Annotated in this window: 19 protein-coding genes; 13 read left to right on the forward strand and 6 right to left on the reverse strand. The window is 59.5% G+C overall.

The features are described 5' to 3' along the window. Nucleotides 1-129: 129 nt before the first annotated feature. Entirely contained in the window at nucleotides 130-2,646 is a 2,517-nt protein-coding gene (locus ACX80D_RS14590; RefSeq protein WP_459323594.1) for an ABC transporter permease, read from the reverse strand. A 3-nt stretch (nucleotides 2,647-2,649) separates the two neighbouring features. Next, nucleotides 2,650-3,402, reverse strand: coding sequence for an ABC transporter ATP-binding protein (locus ACX80D_RS14595; protein ID WP_459323595.1), 753 nt, complete (start codon nucleotides 3,400-3,402; stop codon nucleotides 2,650-2,652). A 170-nt stretch (nucleotides 3,403-3,572) separates the two neighbouring features. Between ACX80D_RS14595 and ACX80D_RS14600 the strand changes: the two genes are divergently transcribed. Continuing rightward, nucleotides 3,573-4,700, forward strand: a complete 1,128-nt coding sequence (locus tag ACX80D_RS14600) for a class I SAM-dependent methyltransferase (RefSeq protein ID WP_459323596.1) — start codon at nucleotides 3,573-3,575, stop codon at nucleotides 4,698-4,700. A 15-nt stretch (nucleotides 4,701-4,715) separates the two neighbouring features. Here ACX80D_RS14600 and ACX80D_RS14605 read toward each other — a convergent pair whose 3' ends face one another. Continuing rightward, nucleotides 4,716-5,411 (reverse strand): FadR/GntR family transcriptional regulator, encoded by a 696-nt coding sequence (locus ACX80D_RS14605; RefSeq protein ID WP_459323597.1) that lies wholly within the window; start codon nucleotides 5,409-5,411, stop codon nucleotides 4,716-4,718. A 225-nt stretch (nucleotides 5,412-5,636) separates the two neighbouring features. Between ACX80D_RS14605 and ACX80D_RS14610 the strand changes: the two genes are divergently transcribed. From ACX80D_RS14610 to ACX80D_RS14625, 4 genes are all read left to right on the forward strand, one after another. Continuing rightward, the gene (locus ACX80D_RS14610; RefSeq protein ID WP_459323598.1) at nucleotides 5,637-6,860 is read left to right on the forward strand and encodes an aminotransferase class V-fold PLP-dependent enzyme; all 1,224 of its coding nucleotides are present in this window, start codon (nucleotides 5,637-5,639) and stop codon (nucleotides 6,858-6,860) included. 68 nt (nucleotides 6,861-6,928) lie between these two features. Further along, entirely contained in the window at nucleotides 6,929-8,230 is a 1,302-nt protein-coding gene (locus ACX80D_RS14615; RefSeq protein WP_459323599.1) for an ABC transporter substrate-binding protein, read from the forward strand. Nucleotides 8,231-8,236: 6 nt separating this feature from the next. Further along, nucleotides 8,237-9,208, forward strand: coding sequence for a carbohydrate ABC transporter permease (locus ACX80D_RS14620; RefSeq protein ID WP_459323600.1), 972 nt, complete (start codon nucleotides 8,237-8,239; stop codon nucleotides 9,206-9,208). Further along, the gene (locus ACX80D_RS14625) at nucleotides 9,205-10,041 is read left to right on the forward strand and encodes a carbohydrate ABC transporter permease (RefSeq protein ID WP_459323601.1); all 837 of its coding nucleotides are present in this window, start codon (nucleotides 9,205-9,207) and stop codon (nucleotides 10,039-10,041) included. The genes ACX80D_RS14620 and ACX80D_RS14625 overlap by 4 nt, the downstream gene beginning before the upstream one ends. 196 nt (nucleotides 10,042-10,237) lie before the next feature. Here ACX80D_RS14625 and ACX80D_RS14630 read toward each other — a convergent pair whose 3' ends face one another. The 3 genes from ACX80D_RS14630 to ACX80D_RS14640 all read right to left on the reverse strand — a co-directional run bounded on the left by ACX80D_RS14630 (nucleotide 10,238) and on the right by ACX80D_RS14640 (nucleotide 13,920). Further along, entirely contained in the window at nucleotides 10,238-10,945 is a 708-nt protein-coding gene (locus tag ACX80D_RS14630; protein ID WP_459323602.1) for a response regulator, read from the reverse strand. 2 nt (nucleotides 10,946-10,947) lie between these two features. After that, nucleotides 10,948-12,336 carry a sensor histidine kinase gene (locus ACX80D_RS14635; RefSeq protein WP_459323637.1) on the reverse strand — a complete coding sequence of 463 codons (1,389 nt, stop codon included), beginning with the start codon at nucleotides 12,334-12,336 and terminating at the stop codon, nucleotides 10,948-10,950. Nucleotides 12,337-12,435: 99 nt separating this feature from the next. After that, nucleotides 12,436-13,920: an SDR family oxidoreductase gene (locus ACX80D_RS14640; RefSeq protein ID WP_459323603.1), complete on the reverse strand. Its 1,485-nt coding sequence runs from the start codon at nucleotides 13,918-13,920 to the stop codon at nucleotides 12,436-12,438. On the opposite strand from ACX80D_RS14640, the gene ACX80D_RS14645 reads away from it, so the two are divergent. From ACX80D_RS14645 to ACX80D_RS14680, 8 genes are all read left to right on the forward strand, one after another. Next, a complete protein-coding gene (locus ACX80D_RS14645) occupies nucleotides 13,919-14,557 on the forward strand; it encodes a MarR family winged helix-turn-helix transcriptional regulator (protein WP_459323604.1) in 639 nt (212 codons plus the stop codon). The two genes, ACX80D_RS14640 and ACX80D_RS14645, sit on opposite strands and share 2 nt — an antisense overlap. Next, nucleotides 14,557-15,651 carry a polyprenyl synthetase family protein gene (locus tag ACX80D_RS14650; RefSeq protein ID WP_459323605.1) on the forward strand — a complete coding sequence of 365 codons (1,095 nt, stop codon included), beginning with the start codon at nucleotides 14,557-14,559 and terminating at the stop codon, nucleotides 15,649-15,651. The genes ACX80D_RS14645 and ACX80D_RS14650 overlap by 1 nt, the downstream gene beginning before the upstream one ends. A gap of 2 nt (nucleotides 15,652-15,653) precedes the next feature. Further along, entirely contained in the window at nucleotides 15,654-16,559 is a 906-nt protein-coding gene (locus tag ACX80D_RS14655) for a phytoene/squalene synthase family protein (protein WP_459323606.1), read from the forward strand. Beyond that, nucleotides 16,556-18,223 carry a phytoene desaturase family protein gene (gene crtI, locus ACX80D_RS14660; RefSeq protein WP_459323607.1) on the forward strand — a complete coding sequence of 556 codons (1,668 nt, stop codon included), beginning with the start codon at nucleotides 16,556-16,558 and terminating at the stop codon, nucleotides 18,221-18,223. The genes ACX80D_RS14655 and crtI overlap by 4 nt, the downstream gene beginning before the upstream one ends. After that, nucleotides 18,220-18,564 (forward strand): lycopene cyclase domain-containing protein, encoded by a 345-nt coding sequence (locus ACX80D_RS14665; RefSeq protein WP_459323608.1) that lies wholly within the window; start codon nucleotides 18,220-18,222, stop codon nucleotides 18,562-18,564. Before crtI ends, ACX80D_RS14665 begins: the two co-directional genes overlap by 4 nt. After that, complete coding sequence (locus tag ACX80D_RS14670) at nucleotides 18,561-18,869, forward strand: lycopene cyclase domain-containing protein (RefSeq protein WP_459323609.1); 309 nt, start codon at nucleotides 18,561-18,563, stop codon at nucleotides 18,867-18,869. The genes ACX80D_RS14665 and ACX80D_RS14670 overlap by 4 nt, the downstream gene beginning before the upstream one ends. Next, the gene (locus ACX80D_RS14675) at nucleotides 18,866-19,720 is read left to right on the forward strand and encodes a prenyltransferase (protein WP_459323610.1); all 855 of its coding nucleotides are present in this window, start codon (nucleotides 18,866-18,868) and stop codon (nucleotides 19,718-19,720) included. Before ACX80D_RS14670 ends, ACX80D_RS14675 begins: the two co-directional genes overlap by 4 nt. A gap of 61 nt (nucleotides 19,721-19,781) precedes the next feature. Continuing rightward, nucleotides 19,782-21,323 carry a cryptochrome/photolyase family protein gene (locus tag ACX80D_RS14680; protein ID WP_459323611.1) on the forward strand — a complete coding sequence of 514 codons (1,542 nt, stop codon included), beginning with the start codon at nucleotides 19,782-19,784 and terminating at the stop codon, nucleotides 21,321-21,323. The last annotated feature ends 20 nt before the right edge of the window (nucleotides 21,324-21,343 follow it).

Below are 21,343 nucleotides of genomic sequence, written 5' to 3' on the forward strand. Positions count from 1 at the left end.
AGACGGTTGTAGACGACCGTCTTTTCCCGCAAGCGCCGTCCGAATCCGGTCCCGGTCCCGAATTCAGGTCCGAATCCAGGTCCGAATCCGGTCCCGGTCCCGGTTCCACCAACAACCGGGCCGCAGCCGTTACTCCATGGTCAGCCCTGCAACGGGGGAGAGTTTCGCCGCGCGGCGCGCTGGCACTACGGAGGCGAGGAGCCCGGCCACAGCGGCAACTCCAACCACGGCCAGAATCTGACCCCACGGAATAACTGCGGTGACGGAGGCGAAGGACCCCAGCGCAGATTGCGCGCCCGCCCAGCCATAAACGGTGCCGAGAACCGATCCGATGATGGCCGCCACCCCCGCGATCAGGACCGCTTCTAGCGCCAGCATGCCGCGAAGCTGTCCACGGGTCAGTCCCAGAGCCCGCAGTAGCGAGTTTTCACGGGTCCGTTCCATTACTGACAAGGACAGGGTATTGGCCACGCCGATCAGTGCAATGAAAACGGCCACGGCCAGCAGCCCGGTGACCACCAGCAGCAACATGTCGATGACCTGGCCAAACGTGACCTTTTCCAGCACAGCTCCGGAGACTTGATACTCCTCGAGCCCCAAAGTCGTGGCGAGGGACGTGCGCAGATCCAACAACTCGGTGGAGCCCAAGGATGGATCCACCTTGATCCACAACGGATGAGGTTGCTGCATACGCAGGGGATCATCGGCAGCCACGGGCCCGAACGCGTCCAAGGACACGAGCGCATAAGTGCCGTCGGTGGTTGCCGCGGTTCCCGTGAGGTTCGTCGTCTGCGTACCCGCAACGAGGCTGGCTGAGGTGCTAGAGGTGTCCGTGGGGATCAGGCCCTTGGGCAACACGGCCGACGTCGGAGTTGGTCGGTTCGCAGGGTTGGCCAGAACCGCGGATGCATCGGCATCGGATATCCCGTAAGCAGTTATCTGAGTATCGCCCACGTTCACCAACCCCACCAACTGGAGCCGGGCAATGTGCTCAACTCCCGGAAGCGCTTCCGCCGTGGCCACCTGGGAATCTGTAATAGTGCCCTCATCGGCGTACGACTGCGCCGTGATATCCACCGGGTAGACCCCGTCGAGTTCAGCGTCGAAGGCGTGCCGTGCTGTGGCGGCGCCGGTCATCATCATGGTCACGAGCGTGACGCCAATGAGCAGGGCGGAGGCGGTCGCGGTGGTGCGGCGCGGATTGCGGACGGCATTCGCAGCCGCCATCTTGCCCGGCACACCTGCTGGACGCGCCAACGTTCCGGCGAATGAAACCAGCTTGGGCACGAACAGCGTGGCGGCCATCAGGAAGCCAACAAATGAGGCAGCCCCCGAAGGAAGTGCCAGCAGCAGATTCGCGGAGATCCCTCCAACAATCAATCCCACGCCGCCTGCCAGCACGAGCACAACGCCAATGATCAGGCGCACCCGCCCGCCGGTGGTGTGCACGGTGGCATCGTCCGCGGGACGCAGCGCGGCCAGCGGAGCCACAGCTGTTGCGGCGCGCGCCGGGACCAGGGCTGCCAGCACCGTCAGCAGGGTACCGATCAGGATTCCAGCAATGATGGCCGACGGCGGCACCGCCAACGTGGCGAAGCTGAAGTCGGGATTTTGGCGCAGTAGGGTCAAAACCAATGCCATGGTTCCCGTCGCCACCAGCACACCCACTATGGAGGCAATAAAGCCAACGATCAGAGCTTCCACGATGACGGAGCTGCGGATTTGTTTGCGGCTGGCCCCAATGCAGCGCAGCAGGGCCAGTTCGCGCGTTCGTTGGGCCACAAGAACCGAGAAGGTGTTGGAAACAACCAGAGCCGCAACGAGTAAAGCCACAGCGGCAAACGCCAGCAGCACAATGGTCAGCTGGTCAGTTCCGCCGGTGAACTTGGCGACATCGGCGGTGGTCTTCTCATCAGGGGTCAATACAGTGGTCACCGGCTGATCAAGAGCGGTAGCCAGAGCCGCCTGTGCCGTAGCAAGGGAAATACCGGGCTTGAGGTTTACCGAGATGGTGCTGAAACCGGCGTCCGGGGCGCTGAGCGAATCAACGGCCGCGGGGATGCCGACAAATTGCGCCATGCCTGAAGACAGCGGGTCAGTGGAGGCGGCCATGATGCCGGAGACGGTGGCGCTGAGTTTCGGCGCATCGCCCCAGCCTGTCGGGCTGGCTGTGTCCGCGACAGGCTGCCCGGTGAGTGTGGTTTTGCTACCCACAACGAGGGAATTACGCTCGGCAGTTTTGGCGTCAACCACCACTTCTTGGGCGGTTGAAGGCCATGCGCCGGAGACTAGCTTGACCGGCTCCAAGGACGGGAAGGCCGGCATATTGCGGATGAACGCGGCAACGGAGGCGCTGCCCAGATCGGTCTGAACATACAAGGAACGCTGCGCATAGGATTCCACGACGAGAGGTGATCCAGCCACGGAAGCCGCGGCCGCCGTCGTGAGTGGATCGTAGCCTATGGGGGAGACAACCAGGTCAGCCGAGGCGTAGGCCTGCCCGATGCTGGCCTTAAGTGATGCTTGCGTGGAGGCGTTGACCATCAGGGTGGCGGAGAGGAAGGCGACGGCCAATAGCACCGCTAAGGTGATGGCTATGAACCGTCTGGAGTGAGTTTTGAGCTGGCTCAGGGCAACGTGCAACATGGCCTAGACCCCCAAAGAGGCCAGCGATGCCAGCACGGATTCGGCGGTGGGATTCTCAAGTTCGCCCACCAAGGCGCCGTCGTTCATGAGGACCACGCGGTCGGCGTAGGAGGCGGCTACCGGGTCGTGGGTGACCATGATGATGGACTGGCCCATGTCGCGGGAGGAGCGGCGCAACATGCCGAGCACTTCCGCGCCGGAGCGAGAATCGAGGTTGCCGGTGGGCTCGTCGCCGAAGATCACATCGGGGCGGGTGAGGAGGGCGCGGGCCACGGCGACGCGTTGCTGCTGGCCGCCGGAGAGCTCGTGCGGCTTGTGCTTCAGGCGGTCTACCAGGCCCAGCGTCTTGGTGACGAACGTGAACCATTCTTTATCCACGGTACCGCCGGCCAAGGCCACGGGGAGGGTGATGTTGGCTTCGGCCGTGAGTGTAGGGACTAGGTTGAAGGCCTGGAAGACGAAGCCGATCCGGTCGCGGCGCAGTTGTGTTAAATCCTTGTCGTTGAGGCCGGTCAACTCGGTGTCGCCCAGGTGGATGGTGCCGCTGGTGACCGAATCGAGGCCTGCCAAGCAGTGCATGAGCGTAGATTTCCCGGAACCTGAGGGTCCCATGATGGCGGTGAATTGGCCGGCCGGGAACTCCAAGTCCACGCCCTTGAGCGCGGTCACCTCGGTATCGCCCTTGCCGTAGGTTTTGCGCAAACCGCGGGCCTGAACCGCCAATGTGCGTTGATTGTGCTGTGTTGTGATGGTCATGGCTTCAGCCTAATTTCGGGTGGAGCGGCGCGGATCGGCTTGTGGGTGGAGATCCGTGCAATGTTCGACGACGGGCCCTCCTACCGTGGTGGGAGAACGTTTGGAGTCAGGCAGGAAATTGCGATTCAGGCAGCATTCCCTAGAGGAGGTCTGGGGAGGAGAATGAGCAGATGAACGCAGCGGAGCCGACTCCAGCAAGCACCTCAGCAAGCACTTCAGCTAGCACCTCAGGGGGTGTGGAAGAGTTTTCCGGCAAAGTTATTGCCGCAACCGAGGGCTTCATTGACATGGTCAGCATGGCGTTGGGGGAGCGGTTGGGATGGTATGCGGCCTTGGCCAAGTCTGACAGTGACGGGCTTACCGCGCAGGAGTTGGCCCAGCGAACCGATACTGATCCTCGTTATGCGCGAGAGTGGTTGGAGCAGCAAGCCACTTCGGGGATCTTGAGGGCCAACTGCAACACTGCGAACGAATGGCGCTTCAATTTACCCGAGGGGGCGGAGGCCGTTCTGGTGGACCAAGGATCGCTGGAAAACCTTGTGCCAATGATCAGAATGCTCATGGCCGGAGTGGAGCACCTTAGCGAGCTGGAACACGCCTATCGGCATGGTGGCGGCGTCTCTTGGTCCACCATGGGGGACGCGGTCAGAGACTCCCAAGCTCGCGGCAACAAACTGTGGTTTGAAACGAGGCTCGCCGCAGCCTTAGCATCAGTGCCAGAAATTCATGACGTTCTCTCCCGCGATGGAGCGCGCGTAGTTGATCTTGGTGCCGGTTACGGATTCTCCACGTTGGCTCTGGCCCAGGCTTATCCCACCGCCACTGTGGTGGGCTTTGACATTGATCAGCCCTCCATTGCGAACGCTCGCATTCTGGCGGCTGAATATGGGCTCAACCAACGGGTAAGTTTCGAACACGCCGATGCTGCCGGTTGGCAGCTTCCAGGCAGCGCAGATGCCGTGTTCATTTTCGAGGCCTTGCATGACATGCCGTTCCCCGTCCGGGTCTTGGCATCGATCCGGCGCATGGTCAAGCCCGACGGCGTCGTGGTGGTGATGGATGAGGCCATCGCAGATAAATTTGATCCGCCGGGGGACGATCTTGAGCGGCTCATGTACGGCTACAGCCTGCTCATATGTCTGCCCGACAGTCTCTCGAGTCCAGGCTCAGCGGGGACAGGAACTCTTATGCGGCCCGCCATCCTTGAGCAGTATGCCAAAGATGCTGGTTTTAGCGCCGTGGAGCAGTTGCCTATCGAAGACTTTTCCGTGTTCCGTTTCTATCGCCTCATCGGCTAATCGAGATCGGCTAGCTCAGCCGATGTCGATTTGAGGCGCGGGCCGGAACTTCTTGAGCCAAAACTCGCTTTGGGCAATGTGGGCAGCAGTGGCCGTTGCAGCTGAGGCCGGGTCCCTATTGCGGATGGCCTCAAGGATATCGCGGTGGCCCCTGTTGCTGACCTCGCGCACGGTAGCGCCTTCAACACTGTCGAAGATGTTGAAGTGGCGTCCTCGGGAACGGAACAAGCCCATGAGGCCGGTCAAGGTGGAATTTCCGCCCGCGGTGCAGATGGCTTCGTGGAAGCGCGCATCCAGATCAGAAATATCTCCGGAATCCTCAGTGGCTTCCATTTTGGAGGTCAGCTCATCCAATTCGGCAAGGAGTTCAGGCGTGCACTTTGCCGCGGCTCCTGCTGCCGCGTGTGATTCGAGGGCACGGCGTATTTCAAAGAGTTCCAGAACGCTGTCAAAGGGGAAGAGATCCACCAACAGGGCAAAACCTTTAAGTATCTCCGCGGGTTCCAGCGAGGAGACGTAGGTACCGGAACCATGTCTGGCCTCCATGACGCCCAGGGCTGACATCGCTCTGATCGCTTCACGTAATGAGCTCCTGGAGACACCCAGCTGTGCCGCAAGTTCTCCTTCAGGGGGACATTTTTGACCAGGGGCCAACTCACCGGAGGCGATCTTGGCCCGCAGCCCCTGCATGGCTGTTTCCACTGCGCTCACAGTTGAGCTCCTTAGTTTAAGCGCGGGCGCTGTCGCCGACGACTAAATTCATCATAGGTGTTCAGAAAGTCATCGGACAGATTCGAGTAATTTTCGGCTGAAAGTACATTTCAGTCCGATAACAGCGCAAAGTCATCCTATGAATATCGGCAGTAAGGTCTTGTCTTTGTCGTGAGCGTGAGGTAGCTTACATGTAATTCATATAGATTCAACAGAAGGTTAGACGTGTCAATCTCTGCCCCGAACGCCCTCAAAGCGCCACCGGTCATGCTCACCCCTGAGGGTGCTCCAGCAATGTCGGACTGGTCCATGACTGCGAGTAAAGTCCACCTCAACCATGGTTCCTACGGTGCAGTTCCGATCGCGGCGCAGCAGCAACAGCTACGGCTCAAAGCTGAGATGGATTTGAACCCCTGCCCATGGTTTATGGGTCAAGCGGACGTGGTGGCCGGAGTGCGGGTGGGGATCGCGGAATTCTTGAAGGTGGCACCCGCGGACATGGCCATGGTGATCAATGCCAGTGCCGGTATCACCGCGGTCTATAACTCCTTGCCGTTTGCTGACGGCGCCGAAATCGTCACCACAGACCACACCTATGGTGCGGTGCTCGAGGGTGCGCAGCGTATTGCCCGCAAGCACAATGGCAAAGTCCGTATAGCCTCGGTGCCACTCGACGCTGACGCGGCGCTGGTAGTTGAGCTCGTCATGGCTGAAGTCAACGAACGCACGGCATTGATTGTCATTGATCAGATCACCTCCGCCACGGCGCGCAGTTTCCCCGTTGTCCAGATTGCCGCGGCCGCCGAAAAGCTGGGGGTGCCGGTGCTCGTTGACGGCGCCCACGCCCCGGGTGTGCTGGCAAACCCTGTCCCCGATTTTGAAGGGCTCTGGGTTGGCAATCTTCACAAGTTCGGCTGCGCACCCCGAGGTACGGCCGCGCTGGTGGCCCGCGGGCCGTTGCGGCGCTACCTGACACCGTTGATTGACTCTTGGGGTTTCCCCTACACGTTTCCGGAGAGCTTTGACCATGTAGGCACCCAAGACATCACATCCTGGATGGCAGCTAAGACTGCGTTTGACTCGATCGAGGAGCGGTTCGGCTGGGACAACTACCGCGAGTACGCAGCATCGCTGGGCGACTACGGCCAGCACATAGTGCAGCAGGCCTTCTCTGCTTCGACAGGACAAGACGCATCGGTGGATGTCGGCATGCCGGTTGACCCGCTGCGTTTGATCCGGCTGCCCCAAGGGTTGGCCACCACGCACGAAGACTCCCACCTGGTACGAGGACTCATTTCCTCGGAACTGGACTTTGAAACGGCCATCACAACGTTTCGTGGAGCAGGTTATCTCAGACTCTCCACTCACCTCTACAACACCGCGGCTGACTACGAAGCTTTTGCCGAACGAGCCGTTCCCTGGCTGGTCAGGCTTGCTCAGCAGCGATGAGCTGATATGTGACCCAGATTCTTCTCTGAACAAAAAATTTCTGCCCTACACCACTTGAAAGGTCAATAATGAAATCGAAACTCACGACCATAACCGCACTGGGTGTTGCCGCCGTGCTGGCACTCTCCGGCTGTGGCGGAGGCGCTGGTGACGACTCCGCGGACGGCCAAGTCACGCTGAAGATGGTGGAAAGCCTTACCAACCCCACCCGCACTGACACCATCAAGAACCTCCTTGCCGGATTTGAAAAAGAGAATCCGAATATCAAGGTTGATCTCATCTCCCCGCCCACGGATTCCGCAGATCAGAAAATCCAGCAGATGCTCCAGTCTGGCAAAGGCATCGACGTTGTGGAAGCACGAGACATCACAGTTGGCTCGTTCGGTGCCAACAAGTGGCTCTACGACATGACCGGAGATTTGGATGGCTGGGAAGGCTGGGAGGATCTGACCGACAACGCCGTCAACTACTCCAAGCAAGACGGCAAGACCTACTACATCCCCTATGGTTTCTACGGGCTGTCGCTGTTCTACCGCACAGATCTGGTCAAGGATGCCGGTTTCGACGGCCCGCCGAAGAGCTGGGGTGAGCTACTGACCCAGGCAGAGAAACTCAATGATCCCTCAGCTAACAAGTTCGGCTACGCCTTCCGCGGCGGCCCTAACGCCAACTCAAACGCCGTGGCCGTCATCGAGGCCTACACCGCGGATCAGATCGACAAGGAAAACGCGTTCCTGCTGACCAATGGCAAGACCATCTTCTCCGCCCCCGAGGCGCAGACGGCCATGGACGATTACCTTGAGCTGTTCAAGAAGGGCTCGCCGCCGTCGTCTGTTGCCTGGGGATACCCCGAAATGGTGCAGGGCTTCAGCAATGGTTCTACCGCTTTCCTGCTTCAGGACCCCGAGGTTATTGCCACCATTAAGGAATCAACCTCGGTCAAGGAAGACCCGTGGAACGTTGCCCCGCTACTAGTTGGTCCCACCGGCAAGGCCATTCAGCCTGTGGCATCGGCTGGATGGGGAATCGCGGAGAGCAGCGAGCACAAGCCCGAAGCCGTGAAGCTGATCAAGTACCTGGCCCAGGGTGAACCGGCCACCACCTTCAGCAAGGAAAACAGCCTGGTTCCGATCCTGACGTCGGCCGCAGATGACCCGTTCTATAGCACTGGTCCTTGGGCCGCATACGTAACCATGACCGAGAACCCTGAAACGTACATCTCGGCTGTCCAGCCGCGCGGTGTGGCTTGGTGGACCGAATGGATCAAGAAGTCCGACGGCGAACTGCAGCGGGTCCTGACCGGCAAGATGACTACTCAGGAGCTACTCACCAGCTGGGATAGCTACTGGGTTGAAAAGATGGCGGGATAATCCACCGTGGCTTTTGAATCACAGCAGAAAGTGGCGCGCACATCGGAAACGGTGAGCGCGCCACCGGAGCTACCCAAGGACTACAGACACAAGAAGCGCTTCAACGCACGGACCGCGTGGACCCTGGCGGGATTCATGGCGCCGGCAGCGATCTTCGTGGCAATCTTCACGTACTACCCTATGATTTCTGGATCACAGATGGCATTCCGGAACTGGAACCTGAACGATCTTTCGGACACGTCCTGGATCGGCTGGGGCAACTTCCGCACCCTCTTTGAGAACCCGGAGTTTGGCACCATAGTGCGCAACACGGTGGTCTGGGTGGTTGGCTCGCTGGTGCCCCAGGTTGTCATCGGCTTCGCGCTGGCGTTGTTCCTGAAACGCAGGTTCAAATTCCGCAGTGGCTACCAAGCATTAATTTTCTTCCCCTGGGCCGTGTCAGGCTTTCTCATTGGCATGCTCTTCCGCTGGATGTTCAACGCCGAATTCGGTGTGGTGAACGATCTGCTGATGAAGGCTGGGTTGATCGACACTCCCATCCCGTGGTTGGCTGAGCCCGGCTTTGCCATGACGGCCATCATTATCGCCAACATTTGGTACGGGGTTACCTTCTTTGCCATCATGATTTTGGCCGCCCTGCAATCCGTCTCGGATGAGATGTATGAGGCCGCCGCCATTGACGGAGCCGGCAAAGTACGTACCCTGTTCAGCATTACGCTGCCTGCCATTGCCGTCACGCTGGGCTTGACGATCTTGCTGCGCGTGATTTGGATCTTCAACTTCCCCGACGTTATTTGGGCTATGACCGGTGGTGGACCCGCCGACCAGACCCACATCATCACCACCTACATGATCAAGATTACGCAGGAAGGTGACTATGGCCAGGCCTCAGCGCTGGGACTCATAGTGGTCTTCACCCTGCTGTTGTTCGCCGTTTTCTATCTGATGGCGATGCGTCCCCGAAAGGCCAACCGATGATTGACAAACAGAGTACCTGGGGCCGCACCTTCAAGATCGTTTTTCTGGCCATTTGCTTGATCGTGACCGTTTTCCCGCTCTACTGGATCGTCATCACCTCGCTCAAGGCGCCCGGGGCCATTTATGAGCTGCCGCTGAAATACTGGCCCAGTGAGATTTCCTTCGAGAACTACATTGGCCTGTTCACGAAGTCCGACTTCGGCCGGTACATGATCAACAGCCTGGTGGTTGCCACGGTCGCCGCCACCGTGGCAACACTCATCTCGCTGCTCTCTGCCTACGTCTTGGCGCGTTTCCAATTTGCCGGCCGCGGCGCCGTTATGGCGGCGTTCCTGCTCACCCAGATGATCCCGGGCTTCATTGCGCTGGGTCCGTTGTACATGATGATGAGCAACTTCGATCTGGTCGATTCAAAAACAGGCTTGATCCTGGTCTATATCGCCATTTGCATCCCCTTTTGCACCATCATGCTCCGCGGCTTCTTCGAGAACGTGCCCGATGCGTTGGAGGAGGCCGCAATGATTGACGGCTGCTCTCGTCTGAGTGCACTCTTCCGCGTCTTAGTACCCGTCATGATGCCGGGAATCGCCGCCAGCTTCATCTTCAATTTCGTCAACTGCTGGAATGAACTTTTCCTGTCCGTGACACTGATGAACAGCGACGAGAACAAGACCATTCCGACGGCGCTGGCCGGGTTCATCTCCAGCTTCAACATCGATTGGGGCTCCATGTCCGCAGCCGCAGTCCTGACCGTCATCCCGACCCTGGTGATCTTCGCCTTCGCCAGCAAATTCATCGTTCAAGGTCTCACCGCAGGTGCCGTCAAGGGCTGATTCTGCGCTTTCAAGTGCGACAGCGGCCTGGAACCGTCAATGCGAAGAAGCTCCCGTTTCCAACGCTATCGCAGCAATGGTTGCAATTTCGGCGACGCTATCCCTCTCAAGTGAGATAGCGTCGCCGAAAAACACACCATTGCTGCGATAGCGTCATGAAAGGGCCGGGGCGGGTCGGGGAGGGGCGGGTCGTAAGTCAGCCTGGGGAGACGATTCCGGTCTCATAAGCGATGACCACAACCTGAACCCGATCGCGGGCGTTGAGCTTGGCCAAGATGTGCCCCACATGGGTTTTGACGGTCGCCTCAGAAACGAAGAGCTGGGCGGCAATTTCCGGGTTGGAGAGCCCGTTGGCAATCAGCACAAACACTTCATGTTCGCGCGCCGTGAGCCGGGACACGGCCTCGGCATGGGCATCATTCGCTGCACTCGGAGCTGAGAGCATGGGCGCCACGTGATCCAGCAGCCGGCGCGTGGTGGACGGGGCAATGACGGCGTCGCCGGCGAAAACTGTGCGGATTGCGCCGAGTAGTTCTTCTGGGGGCGCGTCCTTTAGCAAGAAGCCGCTGGCCCCTGCCTGAATCGCTGCCAAAGCATATTCATCGAGGTCAAACGTAGTCAGCACCACGATCTTCAACTCCGACAACCATGATCCTGCCGGTGCCGCCTTGGTGCGGTCCATGAGCCGGCGCGTGGTCTCGAGCCCGTCCATGCCGGGCATGCGCACGTCCATGAGGACCACATCGGCCGCTGTTGCCGAGAGCCCGGCCAGTGCCTCGATGCCATTGCCAGCCTGCAGCACCACGCTCAGATCAGGCTGGGAATTGATGAGCATGCCAAAGCCGGAACGCACCAGCTGCTGGTCGTCAACAAGGGCCACTCGGATGGGGGAGAGGGACGTCATGATTATTGCTCCGTGTAGGGGATGAATGCGTTGATGCCGAAACCGCCACCAGGCAGCGGTCCGGCAGAAAGCTGACCGTCGTAGAGTTTCACGCGCTCGGCCATGCCGCGCAGCCCATTACCGCCGGCTGAGCCGCCGGATGTGGAGCCTACTGAGTCTGCTGACGTTGCGGCCGAAGCCCCGGAAGGAGGCAGCGTGGGTTTGGTTGGCACAGTCTTGAGGGACCCGGTGGTGGGCCGTCCGCTGCGGTGAGGAACGACGTCGTTCCTTATCTGGGTGGGAATCGTTGGGGACTTTGTGGGCAGCACCGGGACGGGGTTGGTGGAGAGGGCGGCGGTGGCGCCGTGGCCGTCGTCGCGCACGGTGATGTCTAGGCCGCGCGCGTTCCAGGCGAGGTGGACGGTGGATTGGACGTTGGGGCCGGCGTGCTTCATGACGTTGGTGAGGCCCTCTTGGACCGTGCGGTAGGCGGTCAGTTCCGCACCCGGTGGGAGTTGGCGGCGGGCCGTTCCCGTGACCGTGAACTCCACAGGAAGGCCCGTTGCACGGGTGCCCAACAGCAGTTCATCTAGGTCCGCGAGGCCGGGGAGGGGCCGGGTGGAGGCCTCGTCGCCGCCGCGCAAAACGCCTAGCAGGCGGCGCATTTCCTGTAGGGACGAGCGGCCCGTGGCGGCAATCGTAGCCAGTGTTTGCGGCGCGATTTCAGGGGTGGCCGCTGCGGCGTAGCGGGCGCCGTCGGCCTGGGTGATGATGACGGAGAGGGAGTGCGCCACAATGTCGTGCATCTCCCGAGCAATGTGGGCGCGCTCATCACTGGCGGCGAGATCACGTTCGTGCTGGGCCTCAATTTCCAGCCGGTGGGCGCGCTCGGAGAGGGCTTGCTCGCGGAGCCGTTTAGTGCGAGTCAGATCACCGGCTGTCCAGCTGAAAAGGACCAGAACCCAGACCATGAGAATCAAGACCATGGTGTAGGGCAGATCGGCCAAGGTGACCATGGTGAGCTCGTAAAAGTAGCGAGTCACCAGCATGATGGAGCCCAGCATGGCCAATCCCAGCCCGCTCAGCGATGCCCAGCGTGGGCCAAACGCCGCCAGCGCGTAGACAATGAGCGGCACAGAAATATTGGCCGCCATGGGCTCCACATTCAGCCCCCACTGCACGATGGCAACGCCGGCAATGATGGAACCCGCCATAACTGTGCGTGTACGCCGCCACGCCAAGGGGAAAATCAACGCCGCGGCGAAGAGTCCCGCCACCAGCATTTCTTGAGCAGTTCGGCTGTATCCGCCGTCGGCAATACTGAAGGGCAAGGCCATGAGTCCCAGTACCGACATCAAAACGAAGTCTACGGCGAAGCGGTGCCGACTGAACCAGTCGTAGAGGGAATGCATGATCACGTATCCACCCTATTAGCTACCGCCGCCAATAGCCTCCTGCCCAGGGTGGAGATTTACAGCGGCGGCCTGCTGCGGGTTCCGCCGCCGCTACCGCTACTCCGCTACGCCTCGGAGTGCGGCGGCGTCCGTGATACGACTGGCCATATTTTTGAAGATTGCTCCATGGAACGGCAAAACAGCCAACCAGTACAGCCGCCCCCAGAGTCCCCGCGGAAAGAAAATGGCCCGTTGCCGGAACTCGCTTCCTTTGCCTTCCCCAAGATCCGTGACTTCAAATTCAAGCCAGGCCCTGCCAGGAACAATCATCTCCGCACGCAGGCGCAGCAGACGGCCCCGGTCCAAGGTTTCCACGCGCCACCAGTCAACGGTGTCGTTGAGTTGGAGAGAATTGGGGCTGCGTCGGCCTCGGATCAAGCCGACCCCACCGGCGAGCTTGTCCATCCAGCCGCGCACAGTCCACGCGAACGGAAGAGAGTAATAGCCGTTCTCTCCGCCTATTCCTTCCACCACGGCCCATACTTGGTGAGCAGGGATCTTCGTGGTTTTTTTGCGTTCATCGGTGAAAACAGTCAACCCGGCCCAGTCCGGATCGCTGGGCAAGGGCTCGGCAGGTGCGCTCAGGGCGTGGGCAGTTGCCCACGTTGTCTCCACCGCGTCGGCTTCGATCTTGTGTAGCGCCAATTCCACAGAGCGCTTGTAGGGCGTGAGTCCGCCGTCGGGGTCGGGGATGTAAGCGGCAATGTCCTTCTCGCTGGTCACACAAGAATGCTGGAGGGATTCCACCAGTGGGATGGCCAGGCTGCGGGGGACCGGAGTGACTAAATTGACCCATTGGCCTGCGAGCCAGGGCGTGAGTACGGGCAACGGAATAATGGTTGGAGGCCGGAATCCTGCGGCCTGTGCATAGCTTCGCATCATGTCGGCGTAGCGTAGAACTTCGGGCCCGCCAATATCAAAGGTGCGGTTGAGCCCTGATGGTAAAGAAGTGGCGCCGACGAGATAGTGGAGGGCATCTCGGATGGCTATGGGCTGAATCTTATTCAGGACCCATTTGGGAGCCGGCATTACGGGGAGCACATCGGTCAGGTGCCGGACCATCTCAAAACTTGCTGAACCCGATCCGATCACCAGCCCGGCTTGGAGCACCACGGTGGGTGTTCCGCTGGCCATGAGAATGTCACCCACCTCGGTACGTGAGGCCAGATGGCGACTGAGCTTTCCTTGGGGATGGAGCCCGGATAGATACACCAAACGTTGAACGCCTGCTTCGCGGGCTGCCTGACCAAGATTCATGGCACAGAGCCGTTCAACCCGCTCAAAATCCTCCTCTGCACCGGCGCCGCCAGACATAGAGTGCACCAAGTAGTAGACCAGTTCCGTGCCCTTGCAGAGCTCACGAGCCGTCTCGAGGTCCTGAATGGATCCCTCCACTGCGGTGACCTGATCTCGCCACGGTACATCTCTAAGTTTTGTCAGGTTACGGCTCAAGACCCGAACCTCGTGTCCGGCGTCTAGAAGTAGCGGAATGAGCCGCCCGCCAATGTAACCAGTTGCTCCTGCTACAGCGATTCTTGCCATGGTGCGCCTCCAGCTCGACAAATCTGTTTTCTTCCTCCATTATGTAGTTAGATTTTCTTATTATCAACAGTTGGATATACGTGCGTGGCGACTTATCAACAAAGGGATACATGTGAGTGGCGAACAAGTAGATCCAACTCGGGGATCGATGCACCCAGCGTCGGTGCTTGTGCGGCAGGTTCTTGTCCTGAACGAGACCATGGAGTTCATCATGCGACGCGAGATGGAAATCAATGAAACCGATTTTCAGGCCATGCAGCACCTTCTGAAACTGCGCTCCATGTCACCGGGGGAGTTGGCGCAAATGCTGCATCTGACACCGGCCGCCACCACCACCGTGATTGATCGCTTAGTTGCTAAGGGCCATGTGCACCGCACCCCACACCCGACGGATCGACGGCGTTGGGTCATTAGCCCCAGTGAAGATTCGGTGCAGTCAGCCATGGAGATGCTGATGCCGATGGTTTTAGATGTAGACCACGCTGTGCGCGGCTATGGAGGCGACGAGCAGCGCGTAATAGTTGATTTTCTCTCCGGAGTTGTCGATTCCATGACAAACCGGATTGCCAACCTCGAGAGCGAGATAGAAATGAAGTACCATCACCTGAACCAAGGAACAGTGAAAGGCGAGCAGTGATGTCATCCATCAAGCAATCTCTGAGCCATCCTGAAGCTCGTCAGGCGGAAACGCTCGAATGGGACGGGTTCAAGACTCAGATTCAGTCCTCGCTCGATACGTATTTCCTCAGTCATGGTGCTCGGGCTCAAAACTATTCGCCAGCTTTCGCTCAGTTGTGGGCGAGCATGTCCAAAACCACGCGTGGCGGGAAGTGGATGCGGCCGCGCCTGGTTTTCTTGACGTACTCGGCGTTCGGTGGAACTGATCACCGGGCGTGTGGGGACCTGGCCGCAGCCTTTGAGCTGCTCCATGCCGCACTGTTGGTGCACGACGACGTCATCGACAGGGATTTTGTTCGACGAGGCATGGCGACCATAGGTGCCGAGTATCGTGACAAGGCGGCGGCCCTGGGGCATACCGCGGACGACGCCGATCACGCTGGCTATTCTGCGGCCATCATCGCCGGGGACTTATTGTTGACCGGATCACTGCGCATGGCCATGGCCGCAGCCGTGGGCCATACCCATGGTGGCGCCATTCTTGAAACCATGCACGAGGCAATCTTTGCCTCGGCAGCCGGTGAGTTGGATGATCTCCTATTCTCATTGGGCGGGCTGCAGGCAGAAATGCCAGAGGTGCTGAACATGGAACGGCTAAAAACGGCCGTTTACTCTTTTGAAATGCCACTTCGAGCCGGGGCGCTCCTGGCAGGGGAGTCACTTGCAACGGCTGACGCCTTGGCAGCTGTAGGGCGTGATATAGGGATCGCCTACCAAATTATTGACGACGTATTGGGCACCTTTGGTGAGTCCACCGTGACGGGAAAATCTGTTGACTCCGATCTGCGCGAGGGCAAGCGAACCATCTTGACCACATTCGCCGCCGGTTCGCTAGAGTTCGCCTCCATGGCGGAATCTTTTAGGCGTGGACAGGTCGATACTGACGCCATGCGGACAGTGTTGCATCAGTTGGGAGCGCCCAACTTTGCCGTGGGGCTGGCTGAATCTTTGGTATCAGACGCCCTGGACAAGGCTCAGAAACTTGATCTTCCGGCATCCTTACATACGGAACTTTCCACTCTGTGCGACTACGTGCTGACAAGGAGTAGCTGAGCATGAGACTTGATCCACTGGGACATTATTCTGACACAGCCACCCGCAGTGCCGGCGTGGTGATTGGCAGCTATTCGACGTCGTTCGGCTTGGCTTGCTTGATCTTGGGCACCAAGAGTCGCCGCCACATAGAGAACATTTATGCTCTGGTGCGGGTGGCCGATGAAGTGGTTGACGGCGCCGCTGCGGCCGCAGGGCTCAACACTGACGCCGTGTGCTGGCAGCTAGATAATTTGGAAGCTGAAACTGAGCGGGCCATGGGCTGTGGCTACAGCACCAACATGGTGGTACATGCCTTCGCTCTCACCGCACGCGAAACCGGAATTGGCACGGATCTGACACGTCCGTTCTTTGCATCTATGCGTACCGATGTCTTGAAAACCGTACATTCCGCTGACACCTTGGCCGACTACATCTACGGCTCTGCCGAAGTAGTGGGCCTCATGTCTCTGAAGGTGTTCCAAGGTATGCCCGGTGCCACCATCGGCCACGATGAACAACTAGTTCATGCGGCACGCAGCCTGGGAGCAGCGTTCCAAAAGGTGAACTTCCTGCGCGATCTAGGCGCTGACAGTGGAGATCTAGGACGTTTCTACTTCCCCGGCCTTGATCCGAACGCGTTCAACGACAGTCACAAACACGAACTTCTCAACGATATCCGCAACGATCTTTCAGCAGCCCGTGCTGGCATGGTGTTACTAGCGCCGCCGGCTCGACGTTCGGTGCGGCTTGCCCATGATCTTTTCCTGGCACTGGTGGAGCGGATAGCGAAGGTTCCTGCTGGCGAATTAGCGAAGGGGAGGGTTCGGGTTCCGGGGTGGCATAAAGCCCTCATATGTTTGCGAGTCCTCGCCAACCCAGGACCTTCCAGCGCCACTAAGGAACTATCCCAAGCGGTTTCCTCATGAGCGGTAAAAGTAGATTCGCAACGAAGAAGGCTGTGGTCATTGGTGGCGGAATCTCCGGGCTAGCAACGGCTGCTTTGCTGGCTAAAGACGGCCACAGCGTGACCATCTTGGAGAAGGAAGCCCAACTGGGCGGTCGTGCTGGCCGTTTCTCGCGCGATGGATTCAGCTTCGACACCGGTCCCAGCTGGTACCTCATGCCTGAGGTCATCGACCATTGGTTCAAGCTGATGGGCACCAGCGCTGCCGCTGAGTTGGATCTGACACGTCTTGACCCCGCGTACAAACTGTGGAACTCCGCGCCGGACGCTTCCCTCGAGGTCCGCACCGGCCGCAGGGAGACACAAGCTCTCTTCGAGTCACAGCAAGAGGGTTCAGGGGAGACGCTGGGTCAGTATTTGGATTCTGCAGAACTGGCCTACAACCTAGCCAAGAAACACTTCCTGTACGACCCCTTCGGAACCCTGCGCGGACTCCTCAGCCCGGCCGTGCTGCGCCATGCTCCACGGTTGGCGAAACTATTGACCCAGAACCTGAACAGTTTTGTGGCATCGCGTTTCAGTCATCCTCTGCAACAAAAGATTTTGGGCTACCCGGCAGTCTTCTTGGGCACCAGCCCGTACAAGGCACCCTCGATTTATCACCTCATGAGCCATCTGGATTTGCAGGATGGGGTGCTCTATCCACAGGGTGGATTCGCCGCATTGGTGGATGCTATGGAGCGAGTTGCTCGGGGCGCCGGTGTAGAGATCATCACGGAGGCCACGGCGACCAAGATCCATTTGGTCGAGTCGGAGCCAGCTAAGCCGGGTCCAGCTAAGCCGAGCTTGGTCGAGTCGAGATTCAGCGAATTGAAGCTGAGGCTGGGCAAGTCCACGAACAGCCCCCGCTGCGAGGCTGTTGCTTGGCGCGATAGCAGTGGGCAGGACCGCATCACCGAAGCCACTCTGGTGGTGGGGGCCGCGGATCTGCACCATGTAGAAACCACCCTGCTTCCTGAGGCTCTACGTATGCACAGCGCCAAGAAGTGGAAGAAGGCCGATCCTGGCATCAGCGCCGTCTTGCTGTGCTTGGGTATCAAGGGCACCCTGCCCGATCTTGCTCATCACAATCTTCTGTTCACTGAGGACTGGGCGGATAACTTTGCCCGCATCACCGACGGACAGGCGCTCGCAGACACCACATCCCTTTACGTTTGTAAGCCCAGCGCCACCGATTCTTCGGTCGCGCCCGAGGGCAGTGAAAATCTGTTCTTGTTGATCCCTTCCCCAGCCTTGCCGCAGTGGGGCAAAGGCGGGTACGACGGCGGCGGCTCGGCTCAGATTGAAAAGGTCGCCGACGCTGCCATCGCCCAGGTGGCTGCGTGGTCCAATACTCCTGACCTCGCCGATCGTATTGTGGTCCGGCGCAGCTATGGACCGGCCGATTTCCAAGACAATTTCAATGCATGGCAGGGAAGCGCCTTGGGGCTTGCCCACACGCTGCCACAAAGTGCTTTTCTGCGTCCAGGAAACGTCAACCCCAAGGTCAAGGGGCTGTTCTATGCGGGCAGTTCTGTGCGGCCAGGGATCGGGGTCCCCATGTGCATGATTAGCGCCGAGATTGTGCTCAAACTGGTGCGCGGGGATAGCAGCGCCGGACCCCTCGCCGAGCCGGCCGCCCTATGATCTATTTGCTGATTCTGTTGTTGCTTCTGGGTTGTATGGTCTTGATCGACGTGCGATGGAAGCTGTTCCTCTTTGTCCGCCCCGTGGCCGGTTCGTTGGTGCTGTTGTTGGGCACCGCGTTCTTCCTGCTCTGGGACGTGGTGGCCATTGAGTTGGGCATCTTCTTGCACCGCGATTCTCCGCTCATGACTGGCATTATGCTTGCCCCTCAACTGCCCTTGGAGGAGGCGTTCTTCCTTCTGTTCCTGTGTTACCAAACCATGATCTTATTCACCGGGGTCCAACGCTTTCTGCAGCTGAGCCGCCGTCGTGGACGGCCCAACGGAAAGGGGGAACTGTGAACTTTGCCCAACTCAACGCCATCTTTCTAGCCGTTGCGGCCGTGGTTTTCCTTGCTGGACTGTGGCGGAGCCGGAGTAAGGGCGCCATGGTAGTTGCCACGGTTGCAACGGTGGTGGTGCTGTTTGTGCTGACGGTCATCTTCGACAACGTCATGATCGCTTCAGGTCTCTTTGATTACGCTGGACATACGCTCAATGGTTTGCGCGTGGGGTTGGCGCCCATCGAGGACTTTGCTTATCCACTGGGTGGGGCGCTCTTGCTCAGCGGGTTGTGGATCTTGTTTATTAGTAAGGGGAAGCGATGAAAAACTTGTTCGTGACCTCCCGGCCGGTGTCGTGGGTCAATACCGCTTACCCCTTTGCGGCGGCGTATTTTCTGGTGACGGGGCGCATTGATTGGGTCTTTGTTGTGGGGACGCTCTTTTTTCTGATCCCTTACAACTTATTGATGTACGGCATTAATGATGTGTTCGACTACGAATCTGACCTGCTCAACGCTCGCAAAGGCGGGGTGGAAGGTGCCGTTCTTGACCGCAAGCACCATCGATTTATCCTGTGGGCTTCGGTCCTTGGGGTGGTGCCGTTCATCGCGGTGCTCGCTACGCAGGGTGGGATAGCAGCCAACCTGGTCCTGGCGATCTCCATCTTTGCCGTGATTGCCTACAGCGCACCGGGGCTGCGTTTCAAGGAGCGCCCGTTCCTGGATTCCATCACGTCGGCCACGCACTTTGTCTCTCCTGCCGTCTACGGGCTGGTCTTGGTCCAGGCAGATTTTACCGCCGGACTCTGGGCCGTGCTGGTGGCGTTCTTCCTTTGGGGTATGGCCAGCCAAGCTTTCGGGGCAGTGCAGGACATTGTTCCTGATAGGGAAGGCGGAATTGCCTCGATCGGCACAGTCCTGGGGGCACGCTTTACCGTCTGGTTTGCGTTCGCTGCATACGCCTGCGCTGGTTTGCTGATGTTAGTAACGGCAGCTCCCTTTGCAGCTCTCTTGGCCCTTCCCTACTTGATCAACATTGCTACCTCCCTGCGCCTGAATGATGCCACCTCGGAACGAGCCAACGATGCCTGGAAACGCTTCCTGTGGCTGAACTACTTGACCGGATTTTTGGTGACCATGATCTTCATCTGGATGGTCCTGCGCCCCACAGGCTGAACACCACAGCCCATAAACCCGTTCAACTCCCTCAACAATCCCGTGCCGCGAAAGGTCAACTATGAACGTCTCAGTGGTCTGGTTCCGTGATGACTTGCGAGTCGCCGACAACCCCGCCTTGCTCGCCGCCACGGCCGACGGCGGTGCCGTGGCACTCTACGTCCTCGATGAGGTATCGGACGGCATCCGGCCCTTGGGTGGGGCTGCCAAATGGTGGCTCCACCATGCGCTGGCAGATCTGCGTGCTGAGTTGCAAACATTGGGCATCGAGCTCATTCTGCGCCGCGGCCCGGGAGCCCAAGTGGCACAAGAGGTAGTCACCACGTTGGGGGCCACAGCCATTTATTGGAACCGCCGTTATGGCGGCCCCGAACGTGTTGTGGACGGCTCCGTCAAGGAGTGGGCGCAGGAACAGGGATTGCATGCCGAGAGTTTTCAGGCCAGCCTCCTCCACGAGCCATGGACGGTCACCACGGGAGCCGGGAACCCCTATCAAGTCTTCACCCCGTTCTGGCGAACCGTCTCCACCCATGATTTCCGGGCACCCCTAGGGACGCCCGACGCCGGACGGGGCCTCGCCGGGGAATCGCCACGAGGTGATTCTTCAGTGGATGACGTCAGTGTCGTCAGTGATGGCGCTGTCGGCAACCGCCTTGCAATCGACACCCTAGAGAGCGACACCCTAGAGAGTTGGGCTCTGCTGCCCACCCAGCCCGATTGGGCCGCCGGCCTGCGTGCAACATGGCGCCCCACAGCAGCAGCAGCCCATGAGAGGCTGGCCGATTTCCTCCAAGGCCCCGTGAGTGACTACTCGGAGGCTCGCGATCGCCCAGACCAGCACGGCACCAGTGGACTCTCTCCTTATTTACGGTGGGGTCAGATCAGCCCCTTCCAAGTGTGGGCTGCGCTCGCAGAGACCCGCCGTGCGGGAAATGTCGGTGGGGGCGCCGCTGGGCCCACGCCCACGTCAGAACTCGCCGGGTCCAACGGACCTGCCGTGTTTGCCTCGGAGCTGGGGTGGCGAGAATTTTGCTGGCACCAGCTCTACCACCACCCAGATTTAGCAACGGTGAATCTGCGCTCGCAGTTTGATACGTTCCCGTGGCGAACAGCAGAATCCGACGAGCTCGCACCGGAACAGCTGGCGGCGTGGCAGCGCGGTACAACCGGGATTCCTCTTGTGGACGCCGGGCAGCGCGAATTGTGGCACACCGGGACCATGCACAACCGAGTCAGGATGGTGGTGGCCAGTCTCCTGATCAAGAATCTTGGCTTTGATTGGCGGATGGGGGAGCAGTGGTTCTGGGACACCTTGGTGGATGCCGATGCTGCCTCGAACCCAGCAAATTGGCAGTGGGTGGCGGGATCGGGGGCCGATGCCTCACCGTATTTCCGCATTTTCAACCCGGTGACGCAGGCCAAGAAGTTTGATCCCATGGCCCGCTACGTGACGGCTTGGGTCCCAGAAATTGCCACACCCGAGTACCCCGAACCCATGGTGGATCTACAAGAGAGCCGGCGGAACGCACTGGCGGACTATGCCTCCATCAAGAGTGCCTCCACCAGTACGGACCCAACCAAGGCGGCTCCCACCGCGACTTAACCCGACCACAAGCCATCTCA

It is taken from the genome of Arthrobacter sp. Sr24 (assembly GCF_054511175.1).

Coding starts and splice junctions, on each gene's coding strand:
- ACX80D_RS14590 (WP_459323594.1), bottom strand. CDS start 2,646: ATGTTGCACGTTGCCCTGAGCCAGCTCAAAACTCACTCCAGACGGTTC.
- ACX80D_RS14595 (WP_459323595.1), bottom strand. CDS start 3,402: ATGACCATCACAACACAGCACAATCAACGCACATTGGCGGTTCAGGCC.
- ACX80D_RS14600 (WP_459323596.1), top strand. CDS start 3,573: ATGAACGCAGCGGAGCCGACTCCAGCAAGCACCTCAGCAAGCACTTCA.
- ACX80D_RS14615 (WP_459323599.1), top strand. CDS start 6,929: ATGAAATCGAAACTCACGACCATAACCGCACTGGGTGTTGCCGCCGTG.
- ACX80D_RS14625 (WP_459323601.1), top strand. CDS start 9,205: ATGATTGACAAACAGAGTACCTGGGGCCGCACCTTCAAGATCGTTTTT.
- ACX80D_RS14630 (WP_459323602.1), bottom strand. CDS start 10,945: ATGACGTCCCTCTCCCCCATCCGAGTGGCCCTTGTTGACGACCAGCAG.
- ACX80D_RS14635 (WP_459323637.1), bottom strand. CDS start 12,336: ATGCATTCCCTCTACGACTGGTTCAGTCGGCACCGCTTCGCCGTAGAC.
- ACX80D_RS14645 (WP_459323604.1), top strand. CDS start 13,919: ATGGTGCGCCTCCAGCTCGACAAATCTGTTTTCTTCCTCCATTATGTA.
- ACX80D_RS14640 (WP_459323603.1), bottom strand. CDS start 13,920: ATGGCAAGAATCGCTGTAGCAGGAGCAACTGGTTACATTGGCGGGCGG.
- ACX80D_RS14650 (WP_459323605.1), top strand. CDS start 14,557: ATGTCATCCATCAAGCAATCTCTGAGCCATCCTGAAGCTCGTCAGGCG.
- ACX80D_RS14655 (WP_459323606.1), top strand. CDS start 15,654: ATGAGACTTGATCCACTGGGACATTATTCTGACACAGCCACCCGCAGT.
- crtI (WP_459323607.1), top strand. CDS start 16,556: ATGAGCGGTAAAAGTAGATTCGCAACGAAGAAGGCTGTGGTCATTGGT.
- ACX80D_RS14665 (WP_459323608.1), top strand. CDS start 18,220: ATGATCTATTTGCTGATTCTGTTGTTGCTTCTGGGTTGTATGGTCTTG.
- ACX80D_RS14675 (WP_459323610.1), top strand. CDS start 18,866: ATGAAAAACTTGTTCGTGACCTCCCGGCCGGTGTCGTGGGTCAATACC.
- ACX80D_RS14680 (WP_459323611.1), top strand. CDS start 19,782: ATGAACGTCTCAGTGGTCTGGTTCCGTGATGACTTGCGAGTCGCCGAC.